Origin of the sequence: Arthrobacter sp. SLBN-83 (assembly GCF_006715285.1) — a bacterium.
Taxonomy (GTDB): Bacteria; Actinomycetota; Actinomycetes; order Actinomycetales; family Micrococcaceae; genus Arthrobacter.
On sequence record NZ_VFMX01000001.1, the window covers coordinates 1,087,482 to 1,110,407 of the forward strand.

Below are 22,926 nucleotides of genomic sequence, written 5' to 3' on the forward strand. Positions count from 1 at the left end.
CATGGCAACAAAGACTTCCCGGGCGTCCAAAGCGCCTGCGTACAAATGCGCCGAATGCGGCTGGACCACGGTCAAGTGGGTGGGCCGCTGCGGCGAGTGCCAGGCCTGGGGCACCGTTGAGGAAACAGGCACCGCGGTGGCCCGGACGACGGCGGCCACAACAGTCGTGGAGCCGGCACGGCGGATTGCGGACGTGGACGCCACCACGGCCGCCTTCCTGCCCACCGGAGTGGACGAACTGGACCGGGTGCTGGGCGGAGGACTGGTTCCGGGCGCCGTCATCCTGCTGGCCGGTGAGCCGGGCGTGGGCAAATCCACGCTCCTGCTGGACGTCGCCGCCAAATTCGCGCGGACTGCCCAGGACGTCCTTTACGTCACGGGTGAAGAATCGGCCGCGCAGGTGAAGCTACGCGCGGAGCGGATCGACGCCGTGGCCGAATCCCTGTATCTGTCCGCGGAGACCGATCTTGGCCAGGCGCTGGGGCAGGTGGAGAAGATCGAGCCGCGGCTGCTGATCGTGGACTCGGTACAAACCCTGAGCAGCGCGGACGTGGACGGCAGTGCCGGTGGCGTGTCCCAGGTGCGCGAAGTGGCGGCTTCCATCATTGCCGCGGCCAAGCGGCGGAACATGACCACCCTGCTGGTGGGGCACGTCACCAAGGACGGGTCCATCGCGGGGCCGCGGCTGCTGGAACACCTGGTGGATGTGGTGTGCCAGTTCGAGGGCGAGCGGCATTCGAGGCTGCGGCTGCTCCGGGCGGTCAAGAACCGGTACGGGCCCACCGACGACGTGGGCTGCTTCGACCTGAACGAGAACGGCATTGAGGGCCTGGCCGATCCCAGCGGCCTGTTCGTCAGCCGCACCAAGGACCCGGTATCAGGGACCTGCATCACCGTCACCATGGAAGGGCGGCGTCCCCTGCTGGCCGAGGTGCAGTCGCTGCTGGCCGAAAGCCCCAACTCGCAGCCCCGACGGGCCACCAGCGGCCTGGACAGTTCCCGCGTGTCCATGCTCCTGGCCGTGCTGCAGCAGCGGGCCGGAACCCTGCTGCACAAGGACGATTCGTACGTCGCCACCGTTGGCGGGGTGAAGCTCAGCGAGCCCGCCACTGACCTTGCAGTTGCCCTTGCCGTGGCGTCGGCCAAAGCCCGCAAGCCCCTGCCCATCCGGCTGATCGCCTTTGGGGAAGTGGGGCTGGCCGGCGAGGTCCGGCCGGTGCCAGGCATCAACCAGCGCATCCAGGAGGCCCACCGGCTGGGATTCACCCACGCCGTGGTTCCGGCCAGCCACACCGGTCCGGGCCCGGTGCCCCCGGGGTTCTCCGTCCGTGAAGTGGAACACCTCACGGAGGCGCTCAGCCTCCTGATCGGTTAGCAGCCCCGGCTTTTCGGGCGGTAGCTGGCCGCTGTGCTTGGCAAATGGTGCTCCAGGTCGGGGTACTGTGAGTGGGAGCCTTCCCGCAGACGGAGGCTTACATTTCTGTGCTGGGGGAAGCTTGGTAATCCAGGAACAGCAGGGCACCGCCGAAGAAGCGGGCCATGCACGCAGGGCACCGGTGCAGCCGGTCGTGTCGGACCGGCTTGACGGACTGTTCGGGAGCTTCAGCGCCCGCATGCGGGTGGTGGCTGCCCAATCGCCGGTCACGTTGGCCATGGCCCTTGTGTTGGCAGCAACGGTTGCTTTCAGCCCTGAAACATTCACCAACAGTATGTTCGTGGCGGCCCTGGTGTTCCACCTGGCGATTGCCGCACTGTGCGTCGGCGTGCCGTGGGGCCGGGTGCCGGCCGGGGCGTTTGCCGTGGTCCCGCTCCTGGATTGCATTGCCATCGGGCTCACCCGGCAGGCGGGCGGCCCCACGTTCAGTGTGCTGAGCGTGATGCTGGTGTTCCCCGTCATCTGGCTCTCTGCGCAGGTCCGGCCCTACATGCCTGCCCTTGCCATTGGAGGGACCATCCTCAGCATCGTTGCTCCCGCGGCGCTGCAAGGCGCTCCGCCTGCGGGCGGATCGATGATCCGCACACTGATACTCCCCTTGGTCATGTCCGTCATTGCGGTCACGGCGCACGTAGTGGCAACCACCATCCGCCGCCAGCGCATGACTTTGGTCGAAAACGAGCACGACATGGCACGGACCCTAGACGAAAGCGTCCGCCGGCAAAGCCTCCTCGACGCAGTACTCAAGGCCGTCGGAGTCGGCGTTTGGGTGGTGGACACCAAGGGAGGCACCGTCCTGGCCAACAGGGCCATGCGGTCGGACCCCATCCTGGCAGACGTCGTCGGGCCCACGGGGGGAAGCCGTCCTGCCGGTGGGCCGGGGCTGCTCATGGCGGCAGACCGCTCCACCCCTGTCACAGCCGGCCTGCTTCCCGCGGCCCGCGCCGCCGCCGGGGAAGCGTTCACGGACGAGCTGTATTGGGCAGGTCCTGCCGACCGCCAGCGCGCCTACTCCGTAAGCTCGCAGTCTTTCCCTCCGGCCGGCGGGCAGGAGGGCGGTGCCGTGATCACGTTCGTGGACGTCACCAGCCTGATCAGCGCGCTGGCGGCGAAAGACAATTTCGTTGCCACTGTCTCGCACGAACTCCGGACCCCGCTCACCTCAATCCTCGGCTACCTCGAACTGGTCCTGGATGAGCCCGGGCATGAGGAGATCCAGGAAGAGCTCCTGGTAGTCCGCCGCAATGCGGAGCACCTGCTGAACCTGGTCAACGACCTGATCGCAGTGGCGTCCGAGCGGATTGACCTGTCTTTGGAGGAGACTGACCTGGCCCGGTTGCTCGCCGTCGAGGTCGATGCAGTCCTGCCCAAGGCGGCCGGCAGCGGGCTGCAGCTGGCGCTCGATGCGGAGCAGCCGCTGCCCGGCAGGATGGACCCAAAGCGGATCAGCCAGGTGATCCGGAACCTGCTCTCGAACGCAATCAAGTACTCCCCCGACAGCGGCCTGGTCACCGCCACGGCCTACCGCAACGGAGCAGGCCTGGTCTGCACCATCAGGGACACCGGCCTGGGGATGACCGGGGAGGAACAGGAACAGGCGTTCACCAAGTTCTTCCGTGCCGCACGCTCACGTGAAACAGCCATCCCCGGGGCAGGCCTGGGACTGTCCGTCAGCAAGACCATCATTGAGGGCCATGGAGGATCAATCAGCCTGGACAGTGCGCCCGGGGTGGGCACCACCGTAACCTTCATCCTGCCGGCATCCTGAGCGGGTTCCCGGTGGATCCCCGCGGCGGGCGGAGGTCCGCTAAAGGTCAGCGGTCAGGAACCGGCCGTCAACCAGCGGGAAACATCGCTGCGCAACACCAGCAGCGGGTCGCCGGTGGCGCTCACGTTGCCGTTTGCCACGTAGTACCCGCGGCCGGACCCCGCTCCCCCGGCCGCCCGGTCCAGGGCGTCCACAAGGTGCCGCGGCAGGTGCCCTTGCGGGCCCAGGCTGCGCAGCTCGTCCACTTCTTCCGGTGTCAGCCGTCCCAAAACTTCAGCAATGCTGGCCATGAGTGGTCCCTTCGAGCGAAGTGCCTGAAGGAATAACCTAGAGCAGCGCCGTGAACTGCACGTTAACGGCGGACGGCAATTGCACTTCCGCTGGGAAGTGACCTGTTTGGAGGATCAATGCCCATTCGAAGCGCAGGCATACTGCTGTACCGGCAGGACCTGCCCGCACCCGCCGGCACCGGCACCTCTGCCGGCACCCACAATGGGTTGCAGGTCTGGATCGGCCATATGGGCGGCCCCTTCTGGGCACGGAAGGATGCGCACGCCTGGTCCATTCCCAAGGGCGAGTACGTTGACGGCGAGGACCCGCTGGCCGCCGCCCTGCGCGAATTCGCCGAGGAGATGGGCACTGAAGCTCCCGGAGTTGAGTACCGGCTGCTTGGCGAATTCCGGCAATCCTCCGGGAAGCTCATCACCGTCTACACGGCGGAAGCCGCTTTCGATCCGGAGGTCATCAACAGCAACACCTTTCCGCTCGAGTGGCCCAAGGGGTCCGGCAGGATCCAGCACTACCCGGAAATTGACGACGCTCGCTGGTTCCCGGAGGAGGAAGCTCGGCTCAAGCTCGTCAAGGGCCAGCTGCCCATCCTCGACGCATTGGTTGAGGACATGGCAGCCCGCTAGACCAGCCGCTTAGCGCACTGATACATCCGGATCCCCGGAACGGTGCGGAAACGCCGATCAGTTCCGGCGTCCGCGCACCGTTCCGGCGTTTTCGGCGTTTGGCTAGGGGCCTGTGATCACTAACGCAACGCTGTGGCCGCCGAAACCGAAGGCATTCACCAGCCCTGCCGGCGCACAATCCGGCGGCAACTGGTGGGTGCCTTCCGTGATGACGTTGAGGTCCACTTCCGGGTCCAGCTCCTCGACGTTCAGGGTTCCCGGCAGCCGGCCGGTGCGCAGGGCTTCAAGGACCACGACGGCGGCCAGCGCACCGGCGCCGCCAAGAAGGTGGCCCGTATGCCCCTTGGTGGAGGTGACAGGCACACCGGAACCGAAGACGGCGCTGATCGCCTGGCCTTCCAGCCGGTCGCCCACCGGAGTGGAGGTGGCGTGCGCATGGACGAAACCGATGTCGGCAGGTTGCATGCCTGCCGAATCCAGCGCTTTTTGCATGACCCTGCGCTGCATGGCGGGATCGGCGGCCACGATGTCGTTCGCATCGGATGTCACCGCTCCGCCGGCCACCGCTCCCAGGATGGCGGCCCCCCGGGCCCGCGCGTGCTCTTCACTCTCCAGCACCACCACCGCGGCCCCCTCCGCGAGCACGAAGCCGTCCCTGCCGCCGTCGAACGGGCGCGAGGCGCGTTCCGGATCGTCCGAGCGCGTGGACAGGGCGCGGATCTGGGCAAAGCCGCTGATCACCAGGTCGTTGACCGAGGCGTCAACACCACCGGCAATGACGACGTCGGCAGCACCTGAGCGGATCAGTTCGGCTGCCTGGACAATCGCCTCAGCCCCGGAGGCGCAGGCGCTGACAGGCGTCCGGGCACCGCCACGCGCACCGAGATCGATGGAGACCCAGGCCGCCGGGCCGTTGGCCATCAGCCGGGTTAGGGTATGCGGCGAGACTTTCCGCGGGCCGGACGCCGCCAGCACCCGGTCCTGTTCGATGGTGGAGCCCAGCCCGCCGTACGCGGAGCCGATCACCACGGCAAACCGCTCAGGATCCGCCTCGGGGGCACCTGCCTGAACCCAGGCTTCCCGGGCCGCGATCAAGGCAAGCTGGCCGCACCGGTCCATCCGCTTCATTTCGCGCGTGCTGAGGTGCGCCGAAAGATCCGCGGTCACCTGCCCGGCGATGTTGACCGGCAGCTGTTCCGCCCAGTCCTGCTCCAGCACCGCAATCCCGGACCGTCCGTCCAAAAGGGCTTCCCAGGTTTCCTTGACGCTTGCGCCGAGCGGATTAATCGTGCCGAGTCCGGTAACGACGGCGCGGGGTCCGGGAGCAGTCACAGTGCTTACTTCGCCGGGTTGTGCGTGCCGATCGGCACCAGTGTGAGGTCAGGGTGGTTCTTCTCGATCCGCCGCAGGGCCCAGACGTCGTTGAACAAGGCGAGGTACTCGCCGTCGGACCGCAAGAGCACCTCTGCGCCCGGTACGTTGGCCAGCGCCGGCATGGCGTCCGCCGTCGTAATCCTTGCCAGGGAGTAGGGCAGGCGCTCCAGGCGCATGGGGGCGCTGAAGTCGTGCGCCATGCGGTCCTCCACCACTTCGAACTGCATGGGTCCGACGGCGGCGAGCACCGGCGCCTGGTCGCCGCGGAGGTCGGAGCGGAGCAGCTGGATGACGCCCTCGTGTTCCAGCTGCTCGATGCCGCGGCGGAACTGCTTGAACTTGCTGGGGTCCTTGGAGCGGGCCACCTGGAAATGTTCCGGTGCGAACAGCGGGATAGCCGGGTACTCCACGGCTTCCTCAAGGAACAGGCTGTCACCCACCCGCAGCGAGGACGCGTTGACCAGGCCCACCACGTCCCCGGGGTAGGCCTCGTCAATGACCTCGCGTTCGCGGCCGAACACCTGCTGCGCGTACTTGGTGGCGAAGGACTTGCCGGTGCGTGTCTGGGTGACAACCATGCCGCGCTCGAAGACGCCGGAGCAGACCCGGATGAAGGCCACGTGGTCGCGGTGTGCCTTGTTCATACCGGCCTGGACCTTGAACACGAAGCCGGAGAACGGGGATTCCACCGGGCGGGGGTTGCCGTCCACGTCCGGACGTGGCGATGCCGGCGGAGCGAAGTCCACCAGGGCGTCCAGCAGTTCCTTGACGCCGAAGTTCAGCGCGGCGGAACTGAAGAGGATGGGTGTGGCCTTGCCGGCGTGGAAGGCCTCGATGTCGAATTCGAGGTTGGACTCGATCACCAGTCCCGCCTCGTCCACGGCGTCGGACCAGTTGCTGCCCTGGTCTTCCGCGGCTTCCTCGGGCGTGAAGTAGTCCGTGATGGCGATCTGCGCGCCTGCATTGTTGCGCTGGAACCGGGCAAAGCGGTCGTTGCGCAGGTCCCAGACGCCGCGGAAGTCACCGGAAATGCCCACGGCCCAGGTCAGCGGCATGGGCTGCAAGCCGGTTCGTTCAGTGATCTCGTCCATGAGCGCCAGGGCGTCCAGGCCCGGGCGGTCCCATTTGTTGATCACGGTGATGATAGGCAGGTTGCGCTGCTTGCAGACCTCGAAGAGTTTCATGGTCTGGGTTTCCAGGCCCTTGGCTGCGTCCACCAGCATCACGGCGCAGTCGACGGCGGCCAACACCCGGTAGGTGTCCTCGGAAAAGTCGGCGTGGCCGGGGGTATCCAGGAGGTTGATCACGGTGTCGCGGTAGGAGAACTGCAGGGCGGCAGAGCTAATGGAGATGCCGCGGTCCTTTTCCATCTGCATCCAGTCGGAGACAGTTTCCCTACGGTTTGCCTTGCCGCTTGAGGCGCCCGCGGTGCCGATGACTTTTGCATGCAGGGCAAGCGCTTCGGTGAGCGTGGACTTGCCGGCGTCAGGGTGGGAAATGACGGCAAAGGTCCTGCGGCGGCCCGCCTCCTTGTGAATCTCGGAGATCCGGGCGGGGGTCAGGACATCTTGGGACACGGTGCTACTTTCGCTGCGGTTGTGGCTGCCCAGGGCCTGTCGGGTTTCTGCTCTGCGACTCAAGGGCGGGGAATGTCATTGGCAAACGGCCAAAGTACAAGTTTATCGCAGGGCCGCAAACGGCAGCGGCGCCGCTTAACGAAGGCGAAACCGAACGTTCAAAGCCGCGAAATGCCTGCACGTTAGCTTGGGCCCATGATGCATGGCGCCACCTTCACCGGCAACCTCTTCTTCGACCCGCTGGCCACCAACCTTGCCGACCGTTTCGGCGCCGGCAACAGCCTCGATGCGGCCGCAACACGGGGTTCCGATTCCAGCCTTTCCTCCGGCTCATCGCGAAAGCGCGGGGTCCAGACAGCGGAAGAACATAAGGCGCTGCGGGCGGCGTCCCTTTCAAAAGTCAGCAGGGACCTGGAGCGGATGCTCAGGGACTTGAAGCGCTGATCCCGGATGATGGGTTCATGCGCAGCATCGAGTTGGTCTTTGACGGCTCCACCGATTCCCTGATCAGGGCGGACTGGGCGCGGCTGCAGGCCGCAGGCCTTCCGAGCCTTGCAGCCCACACCTCCCCCAGTAACAGCCCGCACATCACGCTTGCCGCCGGGGCGGACCTGCAGGTTAATGGGGATGGCCCGTGGCAGGCGTTGCCCATGGATATCACGTTCTCCGGCGCCATCGTTTTCCCCGCGGGCCAGGGCAAGTATGTCCTGGCGAGGGCGGTCCTGCTGACCGCTCCCCTGCTGGACCTGCACAGGTGCCTCCACCACGACCTGTCCGGCGCGTTGCCGCTGACACTGCCGGGGGCGTGGACGCCGCACGTCACCATTTCCCGCCGTATCCCCGGCCACCACCTCGGAACGGCCATGGACCTGCTGGACCTGCGCCTCGAAGGCCAGTGCACGGGGGCCCGACTCTGGGACAGCAGTACCCGGGCCATCTCGCCCTTGGGAGGGATGGCCTGAGCAACGGCACTCCAGCCGGAACTAAAAGGGGGGCGAAAATGCACTGCCCGCACCCGCCGTCGAACGCGTTTTCCCGGCACTTTCCGAAACCCCCTAATGGGGCACTTTGGGGCTTGCCCGTGCGGAACTTGGGTTTCTTACCCCTATCATTGAGCTTGCGGGAATCAGAGCACTTTTTGATCCTGCCGGCCAACTGCGGATGCCGGCATTCCTGCGGGCGGCGGTCCGCACCTTTGAAGGGAAATACCTATGGCGCGGAGCCCCGAAGAATCGCTGAGGGCCACTCTGGGCAGGGTTGCACCCGGAACTCCCCTTCGCGACGGCCTGGAACGAATCCTCCGCGGGCGCACCGGCGCGCTCATCGTGCTGGGATCTGACCGCACCATCGATTCCATCTGCTCGGGTGGCTTCGACATCGGCATCGAGTTCTCGCCCACCCGCCTGCGTGAGCTGGCCAAGATGGACGGCGCCATCATCTGCGACAAGGACGCCGGCAACATCCTGCGCGCCGCCGTCCAGCTGGTCCCGGACTCCAGCATCGAAACCCAGGAGTCAGGCACCCGCCACCGCACCGCAGAACGGGTGGCAAAACAGACGGGCGTACCGGTCATATCGGTCAGCCAGTCCATGCAGATCATCGCCCTCTATGTCAACGGCCTGCGGCACGTCCTGGAGGGCTCGGAAAACGTCCTGGCCCGCGCCAACCAGGCCCTGGCGACCCTGGAGCGCTACCGCGCCCGCCTTGACCAGGTCACCAGTTCGCTCTCAGCACTGGAAATCGAGGCCATGGTGACCGTGCGCGATGTGGCCGTCACCCTCCAGCGGCAGGAAATGGTCCGCCGCATTTCAGAGGAAATCTCGCAGTACGTCCTGGAACTGGGCGAGGACGGCCGCCTCCTCTCCCTCCAGCTCGACGAGCTGACCGTGGGCCGTGGTCCGGGCAGCGACGTGATCATCCGCGACTACGCCAGCCCCAACGCCTCCGCCGAAGACATTGAAAAAGCCGTCAATGAGCTGGTCAACCTGGGTCCCACCGAACTGATCGACCTGGGCAAGATCTCGGCAATAGTTGGGTTTGCGGGCGGCGAGGCGAATCTGGACGCGGTGGTCCAGCCCCGCGGCTACCGGCTGCTGTCCGGCCTCAAGGCAGTTCCCAAGGCCGTCGCCGACCGCCTGGTTGACCATTTCGGGGGCCTCCAGTTCCTGATGGCCGCCACCATTGACGACCTCATGACCGTTGACGGCATCGGCGACCAGCGCGCCCGGACCGTACGCGAGGGCCTGAGCCGCATGGCCGAAGCCAGCCTCCTGGACCGATTCCTCTAAACAACCGGAGACTCAAAAAGGCGCCAAACCAACTCCCGGTACAGTTCCTGACTTAAACCGCTTAGTTCAGCTGGAAGACGGCCTTGGGGCTGGCCCGCGAGCCCAGCTTCGCGGTGAAGATGTAGTACGCCCCGCCACCGCCCGGGGCGGCGGCCACCTCTTTGCAGCCATCGGCGCTGCGGTTCCGGTTCCACGGGAAGTTGGCGGTTTCGCTGGCACCGGGCGCTATGACCTTCACCAGGTCCTCGCTGGACGCCTGGCAGTCCTTGGAAGAGAAAATCCGGTCCGAGCCGCTGGTCACCAGGAATTCCATCTGCGAGGTGCCTATGTTGACCTCGCAGGGGACTTTGCCGCCGTTGGTCACCTTCAGGGTGAGCATCGGGTTTTCCCCGGGGCCGTAAGCGGGCTTGTCGGTGGAGGCAGTGACCGTCACCAGGTTCTGGTTGCAGGTGGGGGTTGCTGAGGCAGTGGGCGACGGCGTGGCTGAAGCAGTTGCCGAGGCGGAGGCAGAGGGGGTGGCTGAGGCAGCCGGATTCGCGGAAGCAGGGTCAGTGGGAGAAGGCTTGGCCTGCTGCGAACCGCCCTTGAAGGCGCCCGCCAAGGCGAAACCGCTGACCACGATTGCGATTACAAGCAGCAGGGCACCGCCAACAACCAGCCGGCGGCGGCGGTACACAGCGGCGCTCGGTTTCCGGACGCTGCTGGAACCCGACGTGCCGCGTGCTGATGAATTGCCTTGCCTGCCCATCCTTCTAGGCTAGGGAACGCCTCCGGTTCTGCACGGCCACCACGCCGCCGCCGGTCCATTGCTCTGGTCACACCGGTTTTCGGCCCGCCGGAATCCATCCACTACAGTGTTGGCATCGAAACTCAAACCTCCCCCATTACGGACGCACCAGCCGACTATGCAGACCTGGAGCTGCTGCACCGGCGGATCAACGACTGGTTCGCCGGCATTGCCCGTGACCTGCCGTGGCGGGAACCCGACTGCTCCCCCTGGGGCGTGCTGGTCAGCGAGATCATGCTGCAGCAGACCCCCGTGGTCCGGGTGCTGCCCGTCTGGTACGAATGGCTCAAGCGTTGGCCCACTCCCGCCGGCCTGGCAGGTGAACCGGCAGGCGAAGCTGTCCGTTCCTGGGGCAGGCTGGGCTACCCCCGGAGGGCCCTGAGACTGCACGCCGCGGCAACGGCCATCGTGCAGGAACACGGCGGCAGGGTCCCGGGCACTTATGCGGAACTGCTGGCCCTTCCCGGCGTGGGCAGCTACACCGCCGCGGCGGTGGCGGCCTTCGCCTATGGCCGTCGGGAAACGGTGGTGGATACCAATATCCGCAGGGTGCACGCACGGCTCATCTCCGGCACGGCGCTGCCCGCCCCGGCCCTAACGGCGGCGGAAATGCGCCTGGCTGCCGCCCTGCTGCCGGACGACGACGAAACCTCCGTGCGCTGGAACGCCGCGGTCATGGAGCTGGGGGCGCTGGTGTGCACGGCCCGCGCACCCAAATGCGCCGACTGTCCCGTGAGAGACTCCTGCGCCTGGCTCGCCGCCGGTGAGCCCCCGCCGTCGTACGTTCCCAAGGGCCAGGCGTGGCACGGCACCGACCGCCAGGTCCGCGGCGCCGTGCTGGCCGTGCTGCGGCTGGCGGACGCACCCGTGCCCCCGGACATGTTCCACCGCGAACCCGCCGATCTTGGCTACGCGCCAGTGGGGATCGGCATGCCCCTGGCCGCCCTGCACCGGCTCAACTCCGCCCCCGAGCAACTGGACCGGGCGCTGGCAGGGCTGCTGGCGGACGGACTGGCGGAGATGCACGACGGCGGCTTCCGGCTACCAGCCTAAGCAAACCGGCCGCGGGGCCGGGATGGCATACTTCTTGGTGACCGGAACCGGGGGAACCATGAAAACCATCCTGTACATCGTGTGGGCGCTGTTTGTTGCTGCCGCCATATTTTCGCTGGTCTACGCGGCACGGAGGACTAAGCGCCAACAGCAGCAGATGGCAGCGTGGCCCAAGGCGCAGGCTACCGTCACCGGCAGCGCCACGGGATGGACCAGTGGCGCGGGCGGCTCGAGCAGAAACCTGCGCTACTACCCCACCTACCAGTTCACCGATCCGCAGGGCACCCTCTTCATGGGCAAGTCAGAGGTCTCAACGGTTGAGCAGCCGGCGCCGGGCTCTCTGATCGAGGTGGCCTACAACCCGGCCAACCCGAACGAGTCGCTCCAGGTTTCCTCGGAACCGCGTACCGTGATGGGCTGCCTAATTGCGTTTTTCGCCGTCTTTGCCGTGGTTTCGTTCTGGTTTATCGGCGTCTTTCCGCTGGGTTAGAGGCGGCCCGGACCCGGAGCAGGGTCAGCTAGAACAGCGCGGGCTGGCTGAAGTCTTCGCCCTCGGACGTGCCGGCTGCCGGGCCGCCGCCCACAGGTTCGGCCGTCCAGTTGAAGCCGAGTTCGGCGAGCAGTTCCTCCACGGAGATCTGGCCGTCCAGCACTTCGATTTCCTGGGAGTTGTCTGTAAGCGGCCGTTCCATGCCACCGAGCTTATTAGCAGGAACGGCCGGGGCGGTCAGGGCTCGCCGAAGCCTGCCTCTACCAGGCCGCCCACATACTCCACGGCACGTTCCGCATCGTGGCCCCACGCTTCCACGTGCAGCACGGTGCCTTTACCGGCGCCCAGGGTCATCAGCCCGGTCATGGACGCACCATCCACGCCGTTGATGGTGACCTCGGCATCCAGGGAAGCCAGCCCCCCGGCCACCTTCGCGGCAGGCCGTGCGTGCATGCCTGCCTGGTTGACCAGTTCAAAGTCCCCGGTGCTGTCAGGCGCGGCGCTGGTGACCGGCTCCACCGCCCCGGAAGCAGCCGATCCAGCCGGTTGCGCCGGGCCGCCTGCAGCTTCAGCCGCCTTCCGTACCGCCTGCACGTCAGCTCCACCCTGGGCAGCGACGGCGGCGGCTACCAAACCTTCCACCAGCGGCGCGTCGGCGAGCAGGACGCCGGCCGGATTTTCCAGGAACTCCAGGGCCGATTCCGCGGTCATCACTGCCGACCCCAGGTCCGTAATGACCACGGTGCCATCGGCAGCAGTACCGTCCCCGCCAGCCTGCCCGCCACCTCGATCGCTGACCTGCTCCAAGGCTGCGAGGACCTTCTCCAGGCTGGTACCGATCCTGCCGTCGTCGGTGCCGCCGGCGGGCAGGATCATCACGTCCGGCGCCATTTGGGCGGCAAGCTCCACGGCGCCGTCGGCAATTTTTTCGCTATGGGACACCACAACGATGCTGACGGTCACGCAGCCGCCCCAACGGCTGCGCGCAGGATCAGCGCGCTGGACACTGCGCCGGGGTCCCGGTGGCCGGCGCTGCGTTCGCCCAGGTAGCTGGCCCGGCCTTTCCGCGCGACCATCGGATCGGTTGCCACGGCCCCTGCCTCCGCTGCCTCGGCGGCCGCCACCAGGACACCCAGGACATCCGCGCTGCCGCCGTCAGCTGCCGCCCGGGCAGCGTCGACGGCCGGAGTCCAGGCGTCCACCATGGTCTTGTCCCCGGACTCCGCCTTCCCGCGCGCCACAATCCCGTCCCGCGCAGCCGCAAGGGCCCCGGCCAGTGCGGCTGCATCAACCTCAGCGGAATCGCCGAGTGCGGTGGCGGCGCGAAGGAAGGCTGTGCCGTAGAGGGGTCCTGCGGCACCGCCCACCTTGGACATCAGCGTCATGGCGGTCATCTTCAACGCGGCGCCGGGCGTCTCCGGTGTTGATTCGCCGAGCTTGGCCAGGACAGCCTGGAACCCGCGGTCCATGTTCTCGCCGTGGTCCGAGTCGCCGATGGCCCGGTCCAGTTCGATGAGTTCAACGCGGTGTTCAGCCATGGCCTGCGCACACAGCGTCAGCCACTTCACGGCCCAGTTGACGTCCAGGACCACGGTTACACGCCCCAGCGCAGCGCGGGGGTGTGCACGGGCGCGTCCCAGAGTTCCGTCATCTCGTCATCAAGCCGCAGGACCGAGATGGAGCAGCCCTGCATCTCAAGGGCCGTGATGTAGTTGCCCACCAGCGAGCGTTCCACCGTGGCGCCGGCATCTCCGAGTACCTGCACTGCCCGCCGGTACACGATGTACAGCTCGCTCAGCGGAGTGCCGCCCATGCCGTTCACAAAGAGCAGCACCTTGTCCCCGGAGCTGATCTTGAGGTCGGCCAGGACGGGCTCCAGCAGGCGGTTTGTGATGTTGTCCGCGGTCTCCATGGGAATCCGGTGCCTGCCCGGCTCACCATGGATGCCGATGCCGATCTCGATTTCATCCTCGGCGAGGTCGAAACTGGGTGTGCCGGCGTGCGGGACGGTGCAGGCGGACAGCGCTACGCCCATGGTCCTGACGTTGGCGTTTACCCGTTCGCCGATGGCGGCCACCGCGTCGAGGTCGTCACCGCGTTCGGCGGCGGCGCCCGCAATCTTCTCCACCAGCACGGTGCCGCCCACACCACGGCGGCCTGCGGTGTACAGCGAGTCCTCCACCGCCACGTCGTCATTGACCAGGACGGTGCGGACGCTGACGCCTTCGGCCTCAGCCAGTTCGGCAGCCGTCTCGAAATTCAGGACGTCGCCGGTGTAGTTCTTGACGATGTGTACGACGCCGGCACCTGAGTTCACCGCGAGGGTGGCGGGAAGGATCTGGTCCGGCGTAGGTGAGGTGAACACCGCCCCCGGCACCGCGGCGTCGAGCATTCCCTGCCCCACGTAACCGGCGTGCAGCGGCTCGTGTCCGCTGCCGCCGCCGGAAACCAGCCCCACCTTGCCAGCCACAGGCGCGTCCTTGCGCGTGATGTAGATGGGGTCTTCGCTGACTGCGACCAGTGCGGCATGCGCCAGGCCAAAGCCCTGGACAGCTTCCTGGACAACGGATTTTGGATCGTTGATGAGTTTCTTCATGGCGTTGCTCCTGGCTGTGCTCCTGAAGGATGTGTGTCTGACCCTACTACCGGGATCGCGGCTCGCGGTAGGTTCGTCCAGCCCGCTTTTCCGCACTTATCCCACAGGTTTGTGCCCCGGACGCAGCAAAGGGACAGCCCCCAATGACTGTCCCTTTCCTGAGGCCCCCCACATATCGGCCTCCAGCAGTTTATCCATCAATTCGAGTAAAACCAAGAGGGCTCTGCGGAATGCTGCCTCCGGGCGCCGTGTTAGAGGGCGCGGATCATCCGGGTGTTGCCCAAGGTGTTGGGCTTGACGCGTGCCAGGTCCAGGAATTCCGCCACGCCCTCGTCGTGGGAGCGCAGGAGCTCCGAATAGACTTCCGGATCCACCGCTGACTGGTCTGCCATCACTTCGAAGCCATGGCGCTTGAAGAAATCCACCTCGAAGGTGAGGCAGAAGACGCGGGACACTCCCAGGGCCTTGGCTTCCTCCAGCAGGCTCTCCACCAGGACATGCCCCACCCCTTTGCCGCGCCACTCCCCCGACGCTGCAAGGGTGCGGATTTCGGCCAGGTCCTCCCACATGACATGCAGCGCTCCGCAGCCGATCATTTCGCCGTCGCTGGACTCGGCGATGCGGAACTCCTGGAGGCTCTCGTAATAGGCCACCGTCTCCTTCGCCATCAGGATGCGCTCCTCGGCCAGGGGCGCCACCAGCCTCTTGATGGCAGGGACGTCACTGGTGCGTGCTGGGCGGATGTGGAAGGAGTCGGTCACAATGCCATCCTACGAGGCGAACGGCTCGCGGCTCTGTGATTGGGGCGGGGCGTTCCGGTACCGGCGCTATTTGCCGCTTGCTGCTCCTTCGTCCCCACTGGCCCCTGGCCTCGCAAGCTCGGCCAAGGAACCCTGCCAGTGTGGGCCCAGCTCTGACGCAAGCTACACAAATAGCCCCGGCACCTTCACTTCGCTAGAGGTGCGCCGCCCACAGGCGGCGGCGGTCAGGCATTTGTGTAGGCGCCGTCAAAGCGACGAAGGAGCAGGCGCCGGCAAATGCCTCGGCCGACGGCGCCGAGCCGACCAGTTTAGAGGCCGAGTTCCGCCGGCAGGTCGAGGTCCTGGCCCAGGACGTTCTTGGCCAGGAACCACTCCACCACCTGGTACCAGACCTTGGCGTGCTGTGGCTGGAGGACCCAGTGGTTCTCGTCCGGGAAGTAGAGGAACCGGTGCGCCGTCTGCCCGTCCTGGTCCGCCGCCAGCTTTGACTTGGACAGCAGTTCGTACCAGAGCCGCAGGCCTTCGCCGATGGGCACCCGGTAGTCCTTGTCGCCGTGGATTACCAGCATGGGGGTGCTGATGTTTTCCGCGTGGAGGTGCGGCGAATTCTCCATCGCCATCTCCTCGGTCATTTCCTTCAGCCAGTATTGGGATGCGTCGGTGGTCGGCCCGAACTGGTCCAGGGCCCAGAGGCTGGCGTGGGTAACAACCGCCTTGAACCGGTCCGTGTTGCCCGCCACCCAGTTGGCCATGTAGCCGCCGAAGGAACCGCCCATCGCCGCGGTCCGGGTCTGGTCGATGTCCGGCCGCTCCACGGCGGCATCCGTCACTGCCATGAGATCCGTGAAGGGCGCCTTACCCCAGGATCCCCAGCCGCGCTGGATGTACGACTGCCCGTAGCCGGTGGACAGCGCCGGATCAGGCAACAGCACGGCATACCCCTTCGCCGTGAGGAGCCACGGGTTCCACCGCCATGTCCACGCGTTCCAGGACCCCAACGGACCGCCGTGGATCCACAGGAGCAGCGGTGCCGGTTGGTCCGCGGAAGCACCTTCCGGGAGGGCGAGGTAGGCGGGCACGCGCGAGCCGTCGGCAGCGGTTGCGGCGATGCGCTCCAGCCGGCCCGGGAAGGCCGGCCGGTCAGCTGGAGCAGGCAGGCGGGTGGTTTCCCCAGTGGCCAGGTCGATCCGCACGGCCTCGGCAGGAAACTCGTACGAGCTGCGCAGGGCGTAGGCGCTGCGCCCCTCCGGCGAAATGACGACGTCGGAGTAGGCCGCAGCGTCCTGCGTCACCCGGGTGACGCCCACTTCAGCCGCAGCCGACGGAACGCTGACCCGGAAGACCGGCGACGCGCCGTCGTCATCCGCTGTTACCAGGAGGCCCGAGCCGTCCGGAAGCCACGCGGCAGGCTTGGGCCAGCGGTCCCAGTCGTGTGCCAAAGGCTGGAGGCCGGCGCCATCCTCCTCCGCCTGGCCGGAGACGTCGAGCAGGTGCATCTTGATCTCGGGGGCCTGCCGCGGGGTGGAATCGCTCTCGCTGACCACCACGAGCGTGCGCCCATCGGGGCTGACCGGGCCTGGGAAGTAGTTCATGCCCTCCTGGTCCAGCAGCACTTTCAGGCTGCCGGACGCCACATCCACGGCCACCAGGATGGACCGGCTGTCTGCCTTGGCAAGGGGCCTGGTGTAGCCGCTGTAGATGGTCTTCCCGTCGGGGCTGACCACACTCTCCGCCTCCCGAAGCCGCGGGCCGGCGTCGGGCGTGAGGTTGCGCAGGACCAAGGGAGCGGTGGCGTCAACCGTTGTTGGCTTGCCGGCTCCTTCGGTTTTACCCGCTTCCACCGCGAAGATCCGTGGCTGGCCCGGTCCCAGGTCTGCGTCCCAGTACCGGACCGGATACTCGCTGTGCAGGATGGCCGAGACCTTCCTGTCCTTGCGGGACTTGCGCCGTTCGGCATCGTCCTCCTCATCGGCTGAGCCCGCCAGGACCTCGGCGGTCACAAACGCAGCATCTGCGCCCTTGGCGGTGATCACCCTACTGACGCCGCCTGGCCGGCTGAGGACCACGCGCGCTTCACCGCCGTCAGCCGGCAGCAGCCACAGCGCGCTCACTGGATCCTCGTCCGGGCTGTCCGGATCGGGACGGGCTGATGTGAAGTAGACGTCCCCGTTGACCGCGAAGGCGGCGCCGGCCTCGCCCTTGGCGCTGCGGGTGATGCGCCGGGCGTGCTTCTGCCCGGCCGGGTCCAGCTCCCACAGGGCGCTGGCGAATTCGGTGCCCTTGCCGTTCAAGGTGCTCACCGTGGTCACCAGGCGCGAGCCGTCCGGGCTCAGGGCCAGGCCGCTTACCCGCGGGATGGACAGGTAATGGTCGAGGTCGTGGAAAGGGGTCAGTGGTTGCTCGTCCGGGATCGCCGGATTCTGATTAGCCATGCTCCCGATTCAACACGTTTTGTGCCCGCCATCACAGTCGCCACACGGCGCCCGGCTACGTGCGTGGGTGCCTCTCCGCGGCTGGGTACGCTCCGGCCCCGGCGCCATTTGCCGCTTGCTGCTCCTTCGTCGCTTTGACGCAAGCTACACAAATGACCCCGGCGCCTGCGCTTTCGCCTAACGCCCACCAGTGCACGAGGTGGCTGACGGCAGGGATTTATGTAGGCGCCGTCAAAGCGACGAAGGAGCAGGCGCCGGTAAATCTGTGCCGTCCGCCGCCGTACTGAACCACTGTCGGGACGGAAGGCAAAACGAAAGCCCCGCCGCTCCTTTTTTGGAGTGGCGGGGCTTTCGGGTTAGCGCTTAGACGCTGGGGGCGATTTCCGGGATGCGCGGCTTGGCGTTGCCGGCGAAGGTGAACTTCGCGTCGTCGCCTTCGCCTTCGACATCCACTACGACGATGTCGCCGGTGTGGATCTCGCCGAAGAGGATCTTCTCGGAGAGCTGGTCCTCGATCTCGCGCTGGATGGTGCGGCGCAGCGGCCGGGCACCCATGGCGGGATCGTAGCCGCGGGTTGCCAGGAGCACCTTGGCGGCCTTGGTGAGCTCGATGCCCATGTCCTTGTCCTTGAGGCGCTTCTCCAGGCGGGTCACGAACAGGTCCACGATCTCGATGATCTCGTCCTGGGTGAGCTGCGGGAACACCACGACGTCGTCAACACGGTTCAGGAACTCGGGGCGGAAGTGCTGCTTGAGTTCCTCCGTGACGCGGGCACGCATGCGGTTGTAACCGGTCTGCGTGTCGGTGCCGGACTGGAAGCCGGTGGCGACGCTCTTGGAGATGTCCCGGGTACCCAGGTTGGTGGTCATGATGATCACGGTGTTCTTGAAGTCCACCACGCGGCCCTGGGAGTCGGTCAGGCGGCCGTCTTCCAGGATCTGCAGCAGCGAGTTGAAGAGGTCCGCGTGGGCCTTCTCAACTTCGTCGAACAGCACCACGGAGAACGGACGGCGGCGGACCTTCTCGGTCAGCTGGCCACCCTCTTCGTAGCCCACGTAGCCCGGAGGGGCACCGAAGAGCCGCGAAACGGTGTGCTTCTCGGAGTACTCGGACATGTCCAGGGTGATGAGGGCGTCCTCTTCACCGAACAGGAACTCCGCGAGTGCCTTGGCGAGCTCGGTCTTGCCGACGCCGGTGGGGCCGGCGAAGATGAACGAGCCACCGGGGCGCTTGGGGTCCTTGAGCCCTGCACGGGTGCGGCGGATGGCCTGGGACAGCGCCTTGATGGCCTCGTCCTGGCCGACGACCCGCTTGTGCAGTTCCTCTTCCATCTTGAGCAGGCGCGAGGATTCTTCCTCGGTCAGCTTGAAGACGGGGATGCCGGTGGAGTTGGCCAGCACCTCGGCGATGAGATCCTCATCCACTTCCGAGATGTCGTCCATGCCGCCGGACTTCCAGTTGCGCTCCTTCTCCGCGCGCTCGGAGATCATCTTCTGCTCCTTGTCGCGGAGCGAAGCTGCACCTTCGAAGTCCTGGGCGTCGATGGCGGATTCCTTCTCCATCTTCAGCTTGGCGATGCGCTCGTCCATGGCCTTGAGCTCCGGCGGAGCGGTCATGCGGCGGATGCGCAGCCGGGCGCCGGCTTCGTCGATCAGGTCGATCGCCTTGTCCGGGAGGAAGCGGTCCGAGATGTAGCGCTCTGCGAGGCTGGCGGCCGAGGCCAGGGCACCGTCGGTGATGGTTACGCGGTGGTGTGCCTCGTACCGGTCGCGCAGGCCCTTGAGGATCTCGATGGCGTGTGCCACGGAGGGTTCCTTGACCTGGATCGGCTGGAAGCGGCGCTCCAGCGCGGCGTCCTTCTCGATGTGCTTGCGGTACTCATCCAGCGTGGTGGCACCGATGGTCTGCAGCTCGCCGCGGGCCAGCATGGGCTTCAGGATCGAGGCTGCGTCGATGGCACCTTCGGCTGCACCGGCACCCACCAGGGTGTGGATCTCGTCGATGAACAGGATGATGTCGCCACGGGTGCGGATCTCCTTGAGGACCTTCTTGAGGCGCTCTTCGAAGTCACCGCGGTAGCGGGAGCCTGCCACCAGGGAACCGAGGTCCAGGGTGTACAGCTGCTTGTCGCGGATGGTCTCCGGGACGTCGCCGCGCACAATGGCCTGGGCAAGGCCTTCGACGACGGCGGTCTTGCCGACGCCGGGCTCGCCGATGAGGACAGGGTTGTTCTTGGTACGGCGGGAAAGGACCTGCATGACGCGTTCCATTTCCTGCTCGCGGCCGATGACCGGGTCCAGCTTGTTCTCGCGCGCAGCCTGGGTCAGGTTGCGGCCGAACTGGTCCAGGACCACGGAACCGGCGGGTGCGCCTTCGGGCTGTCCGCCGCCGACGCCTGCGCCGGTGGTTTCCTTGCCCTGGTAACCGGAGAGGAGCTGGATGACCTGCTGGCGGACCCGGTTAAGGTCGGCGCCGAGCTTGACCAGAACCTGGGCGGCAACGCCTTCACCTTCGCGGATCAGGCCGAGCAGGATGTGCTCGGTGCCGATGTAGTTGTGGCCCAGCTGCAGGGCTTCGCGCAGCGAGAGCTCCAGTACCTTCTTGGCACGGGGGGTGAAGGGGATGTGACCGGAGGGGGCCTGCTGGCCCTGCCCGATGATCTCCTGCACCTGCTCGCGAACGCCGTCGAGCGAAATGCTCAAGGACTCAAGAGCTTTGGCGGCAACGCCCTCACCCTCATGGATCAGACCCAAGAGGATGTGTTCGGTACCGATGTAATTGTGGTTCAGCATGCGTGCCTCTTCTTGGGCAAGCACAACTACGCGACGGGCACGGTCCGTAAATCGCTCAAACATTTCGCCACACTCCTAGCTACGACGTACTTTGATGCTACGTGGCCCGTCCGGCGATGTGGAGCGTGTTCGCCACAGGGGAAACCCGGCCCCTTGCGGGAATAGAAGCAGCAGTGAAGTTCAGCGCTGCGCATCCGGCCGGCAAACGCACTGCAGGCGGCCACAGAAACCGGGTCCCCGGGTTCGGCAGGTCATCGAACGCTACAGGAAACCAATACTTCCGTGGGCCGTCCAACTGCAGCCCGCCCCTCGGAATAAGGCAATTGGCGCATGGGCGGATCCTGCCCATAGCAGGATTATCGGGAAATTGAAAAACCCCGCCCCGCCGTGCGGCGGTAAGCGGGGTTCTGTGGAGCTAAAGCCGGCCCTAGGAATTTGCCTTTTGGTAGGCTTCCTGGATTTCGGCCTGAATTCGGCCGCGGCTGTTAACCGTGTAGCCGTTATCACGTGCCCATTGCCGGATTTGTGCTGAATCGTGGCTGCGGCCCCCGGTGGACGCCTTGGTGGCCCGCTGGCCGCGGCCTCCGGACGCCTTGCGCGCAGCGTTGATGAACCTCTCCAACGAAGACCGAAGTTCAGCGGCATTGGCTGCCGACAGGTCAATCTCGTAGTTGGCCCCGTCGAGGCCGAACTTAACATTCTCGTCTGCGGATCCCCCATCCAGATCATCAACGAGGATGATGTTTACTTTCTGTGCCATTAAGGTCTTCCTCTTGCTGGAAAGTCGGTTTTCAGAAAAGCAGGATGTTTCCCAAAAAAGTATGACTCTTATCTTGGCAACGCGTCAAAGCGCCTAATGGTTCCTTGGGGATAATTCCCGAAAGTAGGGGGTTTTATCTATTTGGATTCGAAACCCGGGCGGTCCATGGGTTGCGACGGGAGGGAATCCGCCTCAGCCTGGGCGCGGGCCTCCGCCTGCCGCTCCGCCTTGTCGGCATTGAAGATTGCCTTCATGGCGAACCAGAACAGCAGGCCCACCACCAGGGAGGGAAGAAGTACAGCTACGTATTCCATGATCAGTGCCCTTCGGGCTTCAGCAGGGGGAACAGGATGGTTTCGCGGATACCGGCACCGGTGAAGAGCATCACCAGCCGGTCGATGCCCAGGCCAATGCCACCCATGGGGGGAGCACCGTATTCGAGGGCGCGCAGGAAGTCCTCGTCAAGCTGCATGGCTTCGACGTCGCCGGCGGCAGCGTGCATGGACTGCTCGGTGAGCCGCTCACGCTGGATGACGGGGTCGATCAGCTCGGAGAACGCGGTGCCGCGCTCCATGCCGCCGATGATCAGGTCCCAGGCCTCGATGAGCCGGCCGTCCTCGCGGTGCGGGCGGGCCAGCGGCTGCGCGGAGGGCGGGTAGTCGTAGACAAAGGTGGGGTTCAGCAGGGTGGGCTCGACGATTTCGCCGAAGAGCTCCACCACCAGCTTCTCGGCGTCCCACTTGGGGTCCACCTTGACGTCGTGCTTCGCGGCAAGCTCCCGCAGCACCTCAACCGGGGTGTCCGGGGTGATCTCCTGCCCAACGGCGTCGGAAAGCCCGGGGTAGACGGGCAGCCAGGCCCAGTCGCCGTCGAGGTTGATCTCCCCCGCCTCGGTCTGAAGGACGCGCCCGGCACCCACGGCGTCGGCGGCGTCAAGGATGATCTCCTTGATCCGCTGCGCCATGACGAACTGGTCCGCCCAGGCTTCGTAGCATTCGAGCGTGGTGAACTCGGGGCTGTGGGTGGAGTCAACTCCCTCGTTGCGGAACACGCGGCCCATGTCGTAGACGCGGTCGATGCCGCCTACCACTGCACGCTTGAGGTACAGCTCGGTGGCGATGCGCAGGGTCATCTTCTGGTCGAAGGCGTTCATGTGGGTCTCGAACGGCCGCGCCAGGGCACCGCCGTGGACCAGCTGCAGGATGGGCGTCTCCACTTCCACGTAGCGGTGCCGGAACAGCGTTTCGCGGATGGAACGGGTAATGGCAGCGCGCGTGTAGACCATCTCGCGGGCCTCGTCGCGGACCATCAGGTCAACGTAGCGCTGGCGGACGCGGGTTTCCTCGTTCAGGTCCGCGTGCAGCACCGGCAGCGGGCGCAGGGCCTTGGAGGCCATGGACCAGGAATCCGCCATGATGGACAACTCGCCGCGGCGGGACGAAATGACCTCGCCCTTGATGAACACGTGGTCGCCCAGGTCAACCAGGGCCTTCCAGTCGGCGAGCGCTTCCTCGCCGATGTTGGCCAGGCTCAGCATCGCCTGCAGGCGCGTTCCCTTGCCGTCGGTGCCGCCTTCCTGCAGGGTGGCGAAGCAGAGCTTGCCGGTGTTGCGGACAAAGACCACGCGGCCGGTGACGCCGACGATGTCGCCGGTGGTGTCGTCCGCCTCAAGGTGGGCGTACTTTTCCCGGATCTCGGAAAGCGAGTGCGTGCGTTCCACTCCCACGGGGTATGCCTCCGTGCCGCGCTCAAGGAGTTTGGCGCGCTTTTCCATGCGGATCCGCATCTGCTCGCTGGCATCGACGGGCTCTGGGGCATTCTTGGGCGCGGGGGTGTTTTGGGAAGTCACAATCATCAAGTTTACCGGGCATTGGCCACCCGGGTTCCCAGCTGCCGCG

Annotated in this window: 22 protein-coding genes; 8 read left to right on the plus strand and 14 right to left on the minus strand. The window is 66.1% G+C overall.

The features are described from left to right. The first annotated feature begins 1 nt into the window (after window position 1). Together radA and FBY30_RS04960 are read left to right on the plus strand one after the other, a co-directional pair. Window positions 2-1,375, plus strand: coding sequence for a DNA repair protein RadA (radA, locus tag FBY30_RS04955; RefSeq protein WP_142131564.1), 1,374 nt, complete (start codon window positions 2-4; stop codon window positions 1,373-1,375). Between the two features lie 121 nt (window positions 1,376-1,496). Further along, a complete protein-coding gene (locus FBY30_RS04960; RefSeq protein WP_142131566.1) occupies window positions 1,497-3,203 on the plus strand; it encodes a sensor histidine kinase in 1,707 nt (568 codons plus the stop codon). A 53-nt stretch (window positions 3,204-3,256) separates the two neighbouring features. Here the strand turns inward: FBY30_RS04960 and FBY30_RS04965 are convergent, their stop codons facing one another. Continuing rightward, the gene (locus FBY30_RS04965; protein WP_142131568.1) at window positions 3,257-3,493 is read right to left on the minus strand and encodes a hypothetical protein; all 237 of its coding nucleotides are present in this window, start codon (window positions 3,491-3,493) and stop codon (window positions 3,257-3,259) included. A gap of 117 nt (window positions 3,494-3,610) precedes the next feature. On the opposite strand from FBY30_RS04965, the gene FBY30_RS04970 reads away from it, so the two are divergent. Beyond that, window positions 3,611-4,117, plus strand: a complete 507-nt coding sequence (locus FBY30_RS04970) for an NUDIX domain-containing protein (protein ID WP_142131569.1) — start codon at window positions 3,611-3,613, stop codon at window positions 4,115-4,117. 102 nt (window positions 4,118-4,219) lie between these two features. Here FBY30_RS04970 and FBY30_RS04975 read toward each other — a convergent pair whose 3' ends face one another. Continuing rightward, window positions 4,220-5,449, minus strand: a complete 1,230-nt coding sequence (locus FBY30_RS04975; protein ID WP_142131570.1) for a beta-ketoacyl-[acyl-carrier-protein] synthase family protein — start codon at window positions 5,447-5,449, stop codon at window positions 4,220-4,222. Window positions 5,450-5,454: 5 nt separating this feature from the next. Beyond that, window positions 5,455-7,068 (minus strand): peptide chain release factor 3, encoded by a 1,614-nt coding sequence (locus tag FBY30_RS04980; RefSeq protein WP_142131571.1) that lies wholly within the window; start codon window positions 7,066-7,068, stop codon window positions 5,455-5,457. A 195-nt stretch (window positions 7,069-7,263) separates the two neighbouring features. On the opposite strand from FBY30_RS04980, the gene FBY30_RS04985 reads away from it, so the two are divergent. The 3 genes from FBY30_RS04985 (at window position 7,264) to disA (ending at window position 9,356) form a co-directional block, all read left to right on the plus strand. Then, window positions 7,264-7,512 (plus strand): hypothetical protein, encoded by a 249-nt coding sequence (locus tag FBY30_RS04985; RefSeq protein WP_142131572.1) that lies wholly within the window; start codon window positions 7,264-7,266, stop codon window positions 7,510-7,512. Between the two features lie 17 nt (window positions 7,513-7,529). After that, window positions 7,530-8,030 carry a 2'-5' RNA ligase family protein gene (locus FBY30_RS04990; protein WP_142131574.1) on the plus strand — a complete coding sequence of 167 codons (501 nt, stop codon included), beginning with the start codon at window positions 7,530-7,532 and terminating at the stop codon, window positions 8,028-8,030. A 249-nt stretch (window positions 8,031-8,279) separates the two neighbouring features. Continuing rightward, window positions 8,280-9,356, plus strand: a complete 1,077-nt coding sequence (gene disA, locus FBY30_RS04995) for a DNA integrity scanning diadenylate cyclase DisA (RefSeq protein ID WP_142131575.1) — start codon at window positions 8,280-8,282, stop codon at window positions 9,354-9,356. A 61-nt stretch (window positions 9,357-9,417) separates the two neighbouring features. Here disA and FBY30_RS05000 read toward each other — a convergent pair whose 3' ends face one another. Further along, the gene (locus FBY30_RS05000; RefSeq protein ID WP_142131577.1) at window positions 9,418-10,104 is read right to left on the minus strand and encodes a hypothetical protein; all 687 of its coding nucleotides are present in this window, start codon (window positions 10,102-10,104) and stop codon (window positions 9,418-9,420) included. A gap of 165 nt (window positions 10,105-10,269) precedes the next feature. Here FBY30_RS05000 and FBY30_RS05005 point away from each other — a divergent pair, with 165 nt between their 5' ends. Together FBY30_RS05005 and FBY30_RS05010 are read left to right on the plus strand one after the other, a co-directional pair. After that, entirely contained in the window at window positions 10,270-11,196 is a 927-nt protein-coding gene (locus tag FBY30_RS05005) for an A/G-specific adenine glycosylase (protein WP_142134920.1), read from the plus strand. Between the two features lie 58 nt (window positions 11,197-11,254). Next, a complete protein-coding gene (locus tag FBY30_RS05010) occupies window positions 11,255-11,686 on the plus strand; it encodes a DUF3592 domain-containing protein (RefSeq protein ID WP_142131580.1) in 432 nt (143 codons plus the stop codon). Window positions 11,687-11,714: 28 nt separating this feature from the next. Here the strand turns inward: FBY30_RS05010 and FBY30_RS20790 are convergent, their stop codons facing one another. From FBY30_RS20790 to lysS, 10 genes are all read right to left on the minus strand, one after another. Next, on the minus strand, window positions 11,715-11,888 hold the full coding sequence (locus tag FBY30_RS20790) for a hypothetical protein (RefSeq protein WP_200830637.1): 174 nt from the start codon (window positions 11,886-11,888) through the stop codon (window positions 11,715-11,717). Between the two features lie 35 nt (window positions 11,889-11,923). Further along, window positions 11,924-12,649: a dihydroxyacetone kinase phosphoryl donor subunit DhaM gene (gene dhaM / locus FBY30_RS05015; protein ID WP_142131582.1), complete on the minus strand. Its 726-nt coding sequence runs from the start codon at window positions 12,647-12,649 to the stop codon at window positions 11,924-11,926. Then, window positions 12,646-13,278, minus strand: coding sequence for a dihydroxyacetone kinase subunit DhaL (dhaL, locus tag FBY30_RS05020; RefSeq protein ID WP_142131584.1), 633 nt, complete (start codon window positions 13,276-13,278; stop codon window positions 12,646-12,648). Before dhaL ends, dhaM begins: the two co-directional genes overlap by 4 nt. A gap of 2 nt (window positions 13,279-13,280) precedes the next feature. Continuing rightward, window positions 13,281-14,282 (minus strand): dihydroxyacetone kinase subunit DhaK, encoded by a 1,002-nt coding sequence (dhaK, locus tag FBY30_RS05025; RefSeq protein WP_142131586.1) that lies wholly within the window; start codon window positions 14,280-14,282, stop codon window positions 13,281-13,283. 251 nt (window positions 14,283-14,533) lie between these two features. Then, window positions 14,534-15,043, minus strand: coding sequence for an amino-acid N-acetyltransferase (locus tag FBY30_RS05030; protein WP_142131588.1), 510 nt, complete (start codon window positions 15,041-15,043; stop codon window positions 14,534-14,536). A gap of 308 nt (window positions 15,044-15,351) precedes the next feature. After that, window positions 15,352-17,475, minus strand: coding sequence for a S9 family peptidase (locus FBY30_RS05035; protein ID WP_142131590.1), 2,124 nt, complete (start codon window positions 17,473-17,475; stop codon window positions 15,352-15,354). Between the two features lie 363 nt (window positions 17,476-17,838). Next, window positions 17,839-20,331 carry an ATP-dependent Clp protease ATP-binding subunit gene (locus FBY30_RS05040; RefSeq protein WP_142131592.1) on the minus strand — a complete coding sequence of 831 codons (2,493 nt, stop codon included), beginning with the start codon at window positions 20,329-20,331 and terminating at the stop codon, window positions 17,839-17,841. A gap of 364 nt (window positions 20,332-20,695) precedes the next feature. Next, window positions 20,696-21,028, minus strand: a complete 333-nt coding sequence (locus FBY30_RS05045) for a histone-like nucleoid-structuring protein Lsr2 (protein WP_142131595.1) — start codon at window positions 21,026-21,028, stop codon at window positions 20,696-20,698. A 137-nt stretch (window positions 21,029-21,165) separates the two neighbouring features. Further along, entirely contained in the window at window positions 21,166-21,342 is a 177-nt protein-coding gene (locus FBY30_RS20795) for a hypothetical protein (RefSeq protein ID WP_200830638.1), read from the minus strand. A gap of 2 nt (window positions 21,343-21,344) precedes the next feature. Next, entirely contained in the window at window positions 21,345-22,883 is a 1,539-nt protein-coding gene (lysS, locus tag FBY30_RS05050; protein WP_142131597.1) for a lysine--tRNA ligase, read from the minus strand. Window positions 22,884-22,926 lie beyond the last annotated feature (43 nt).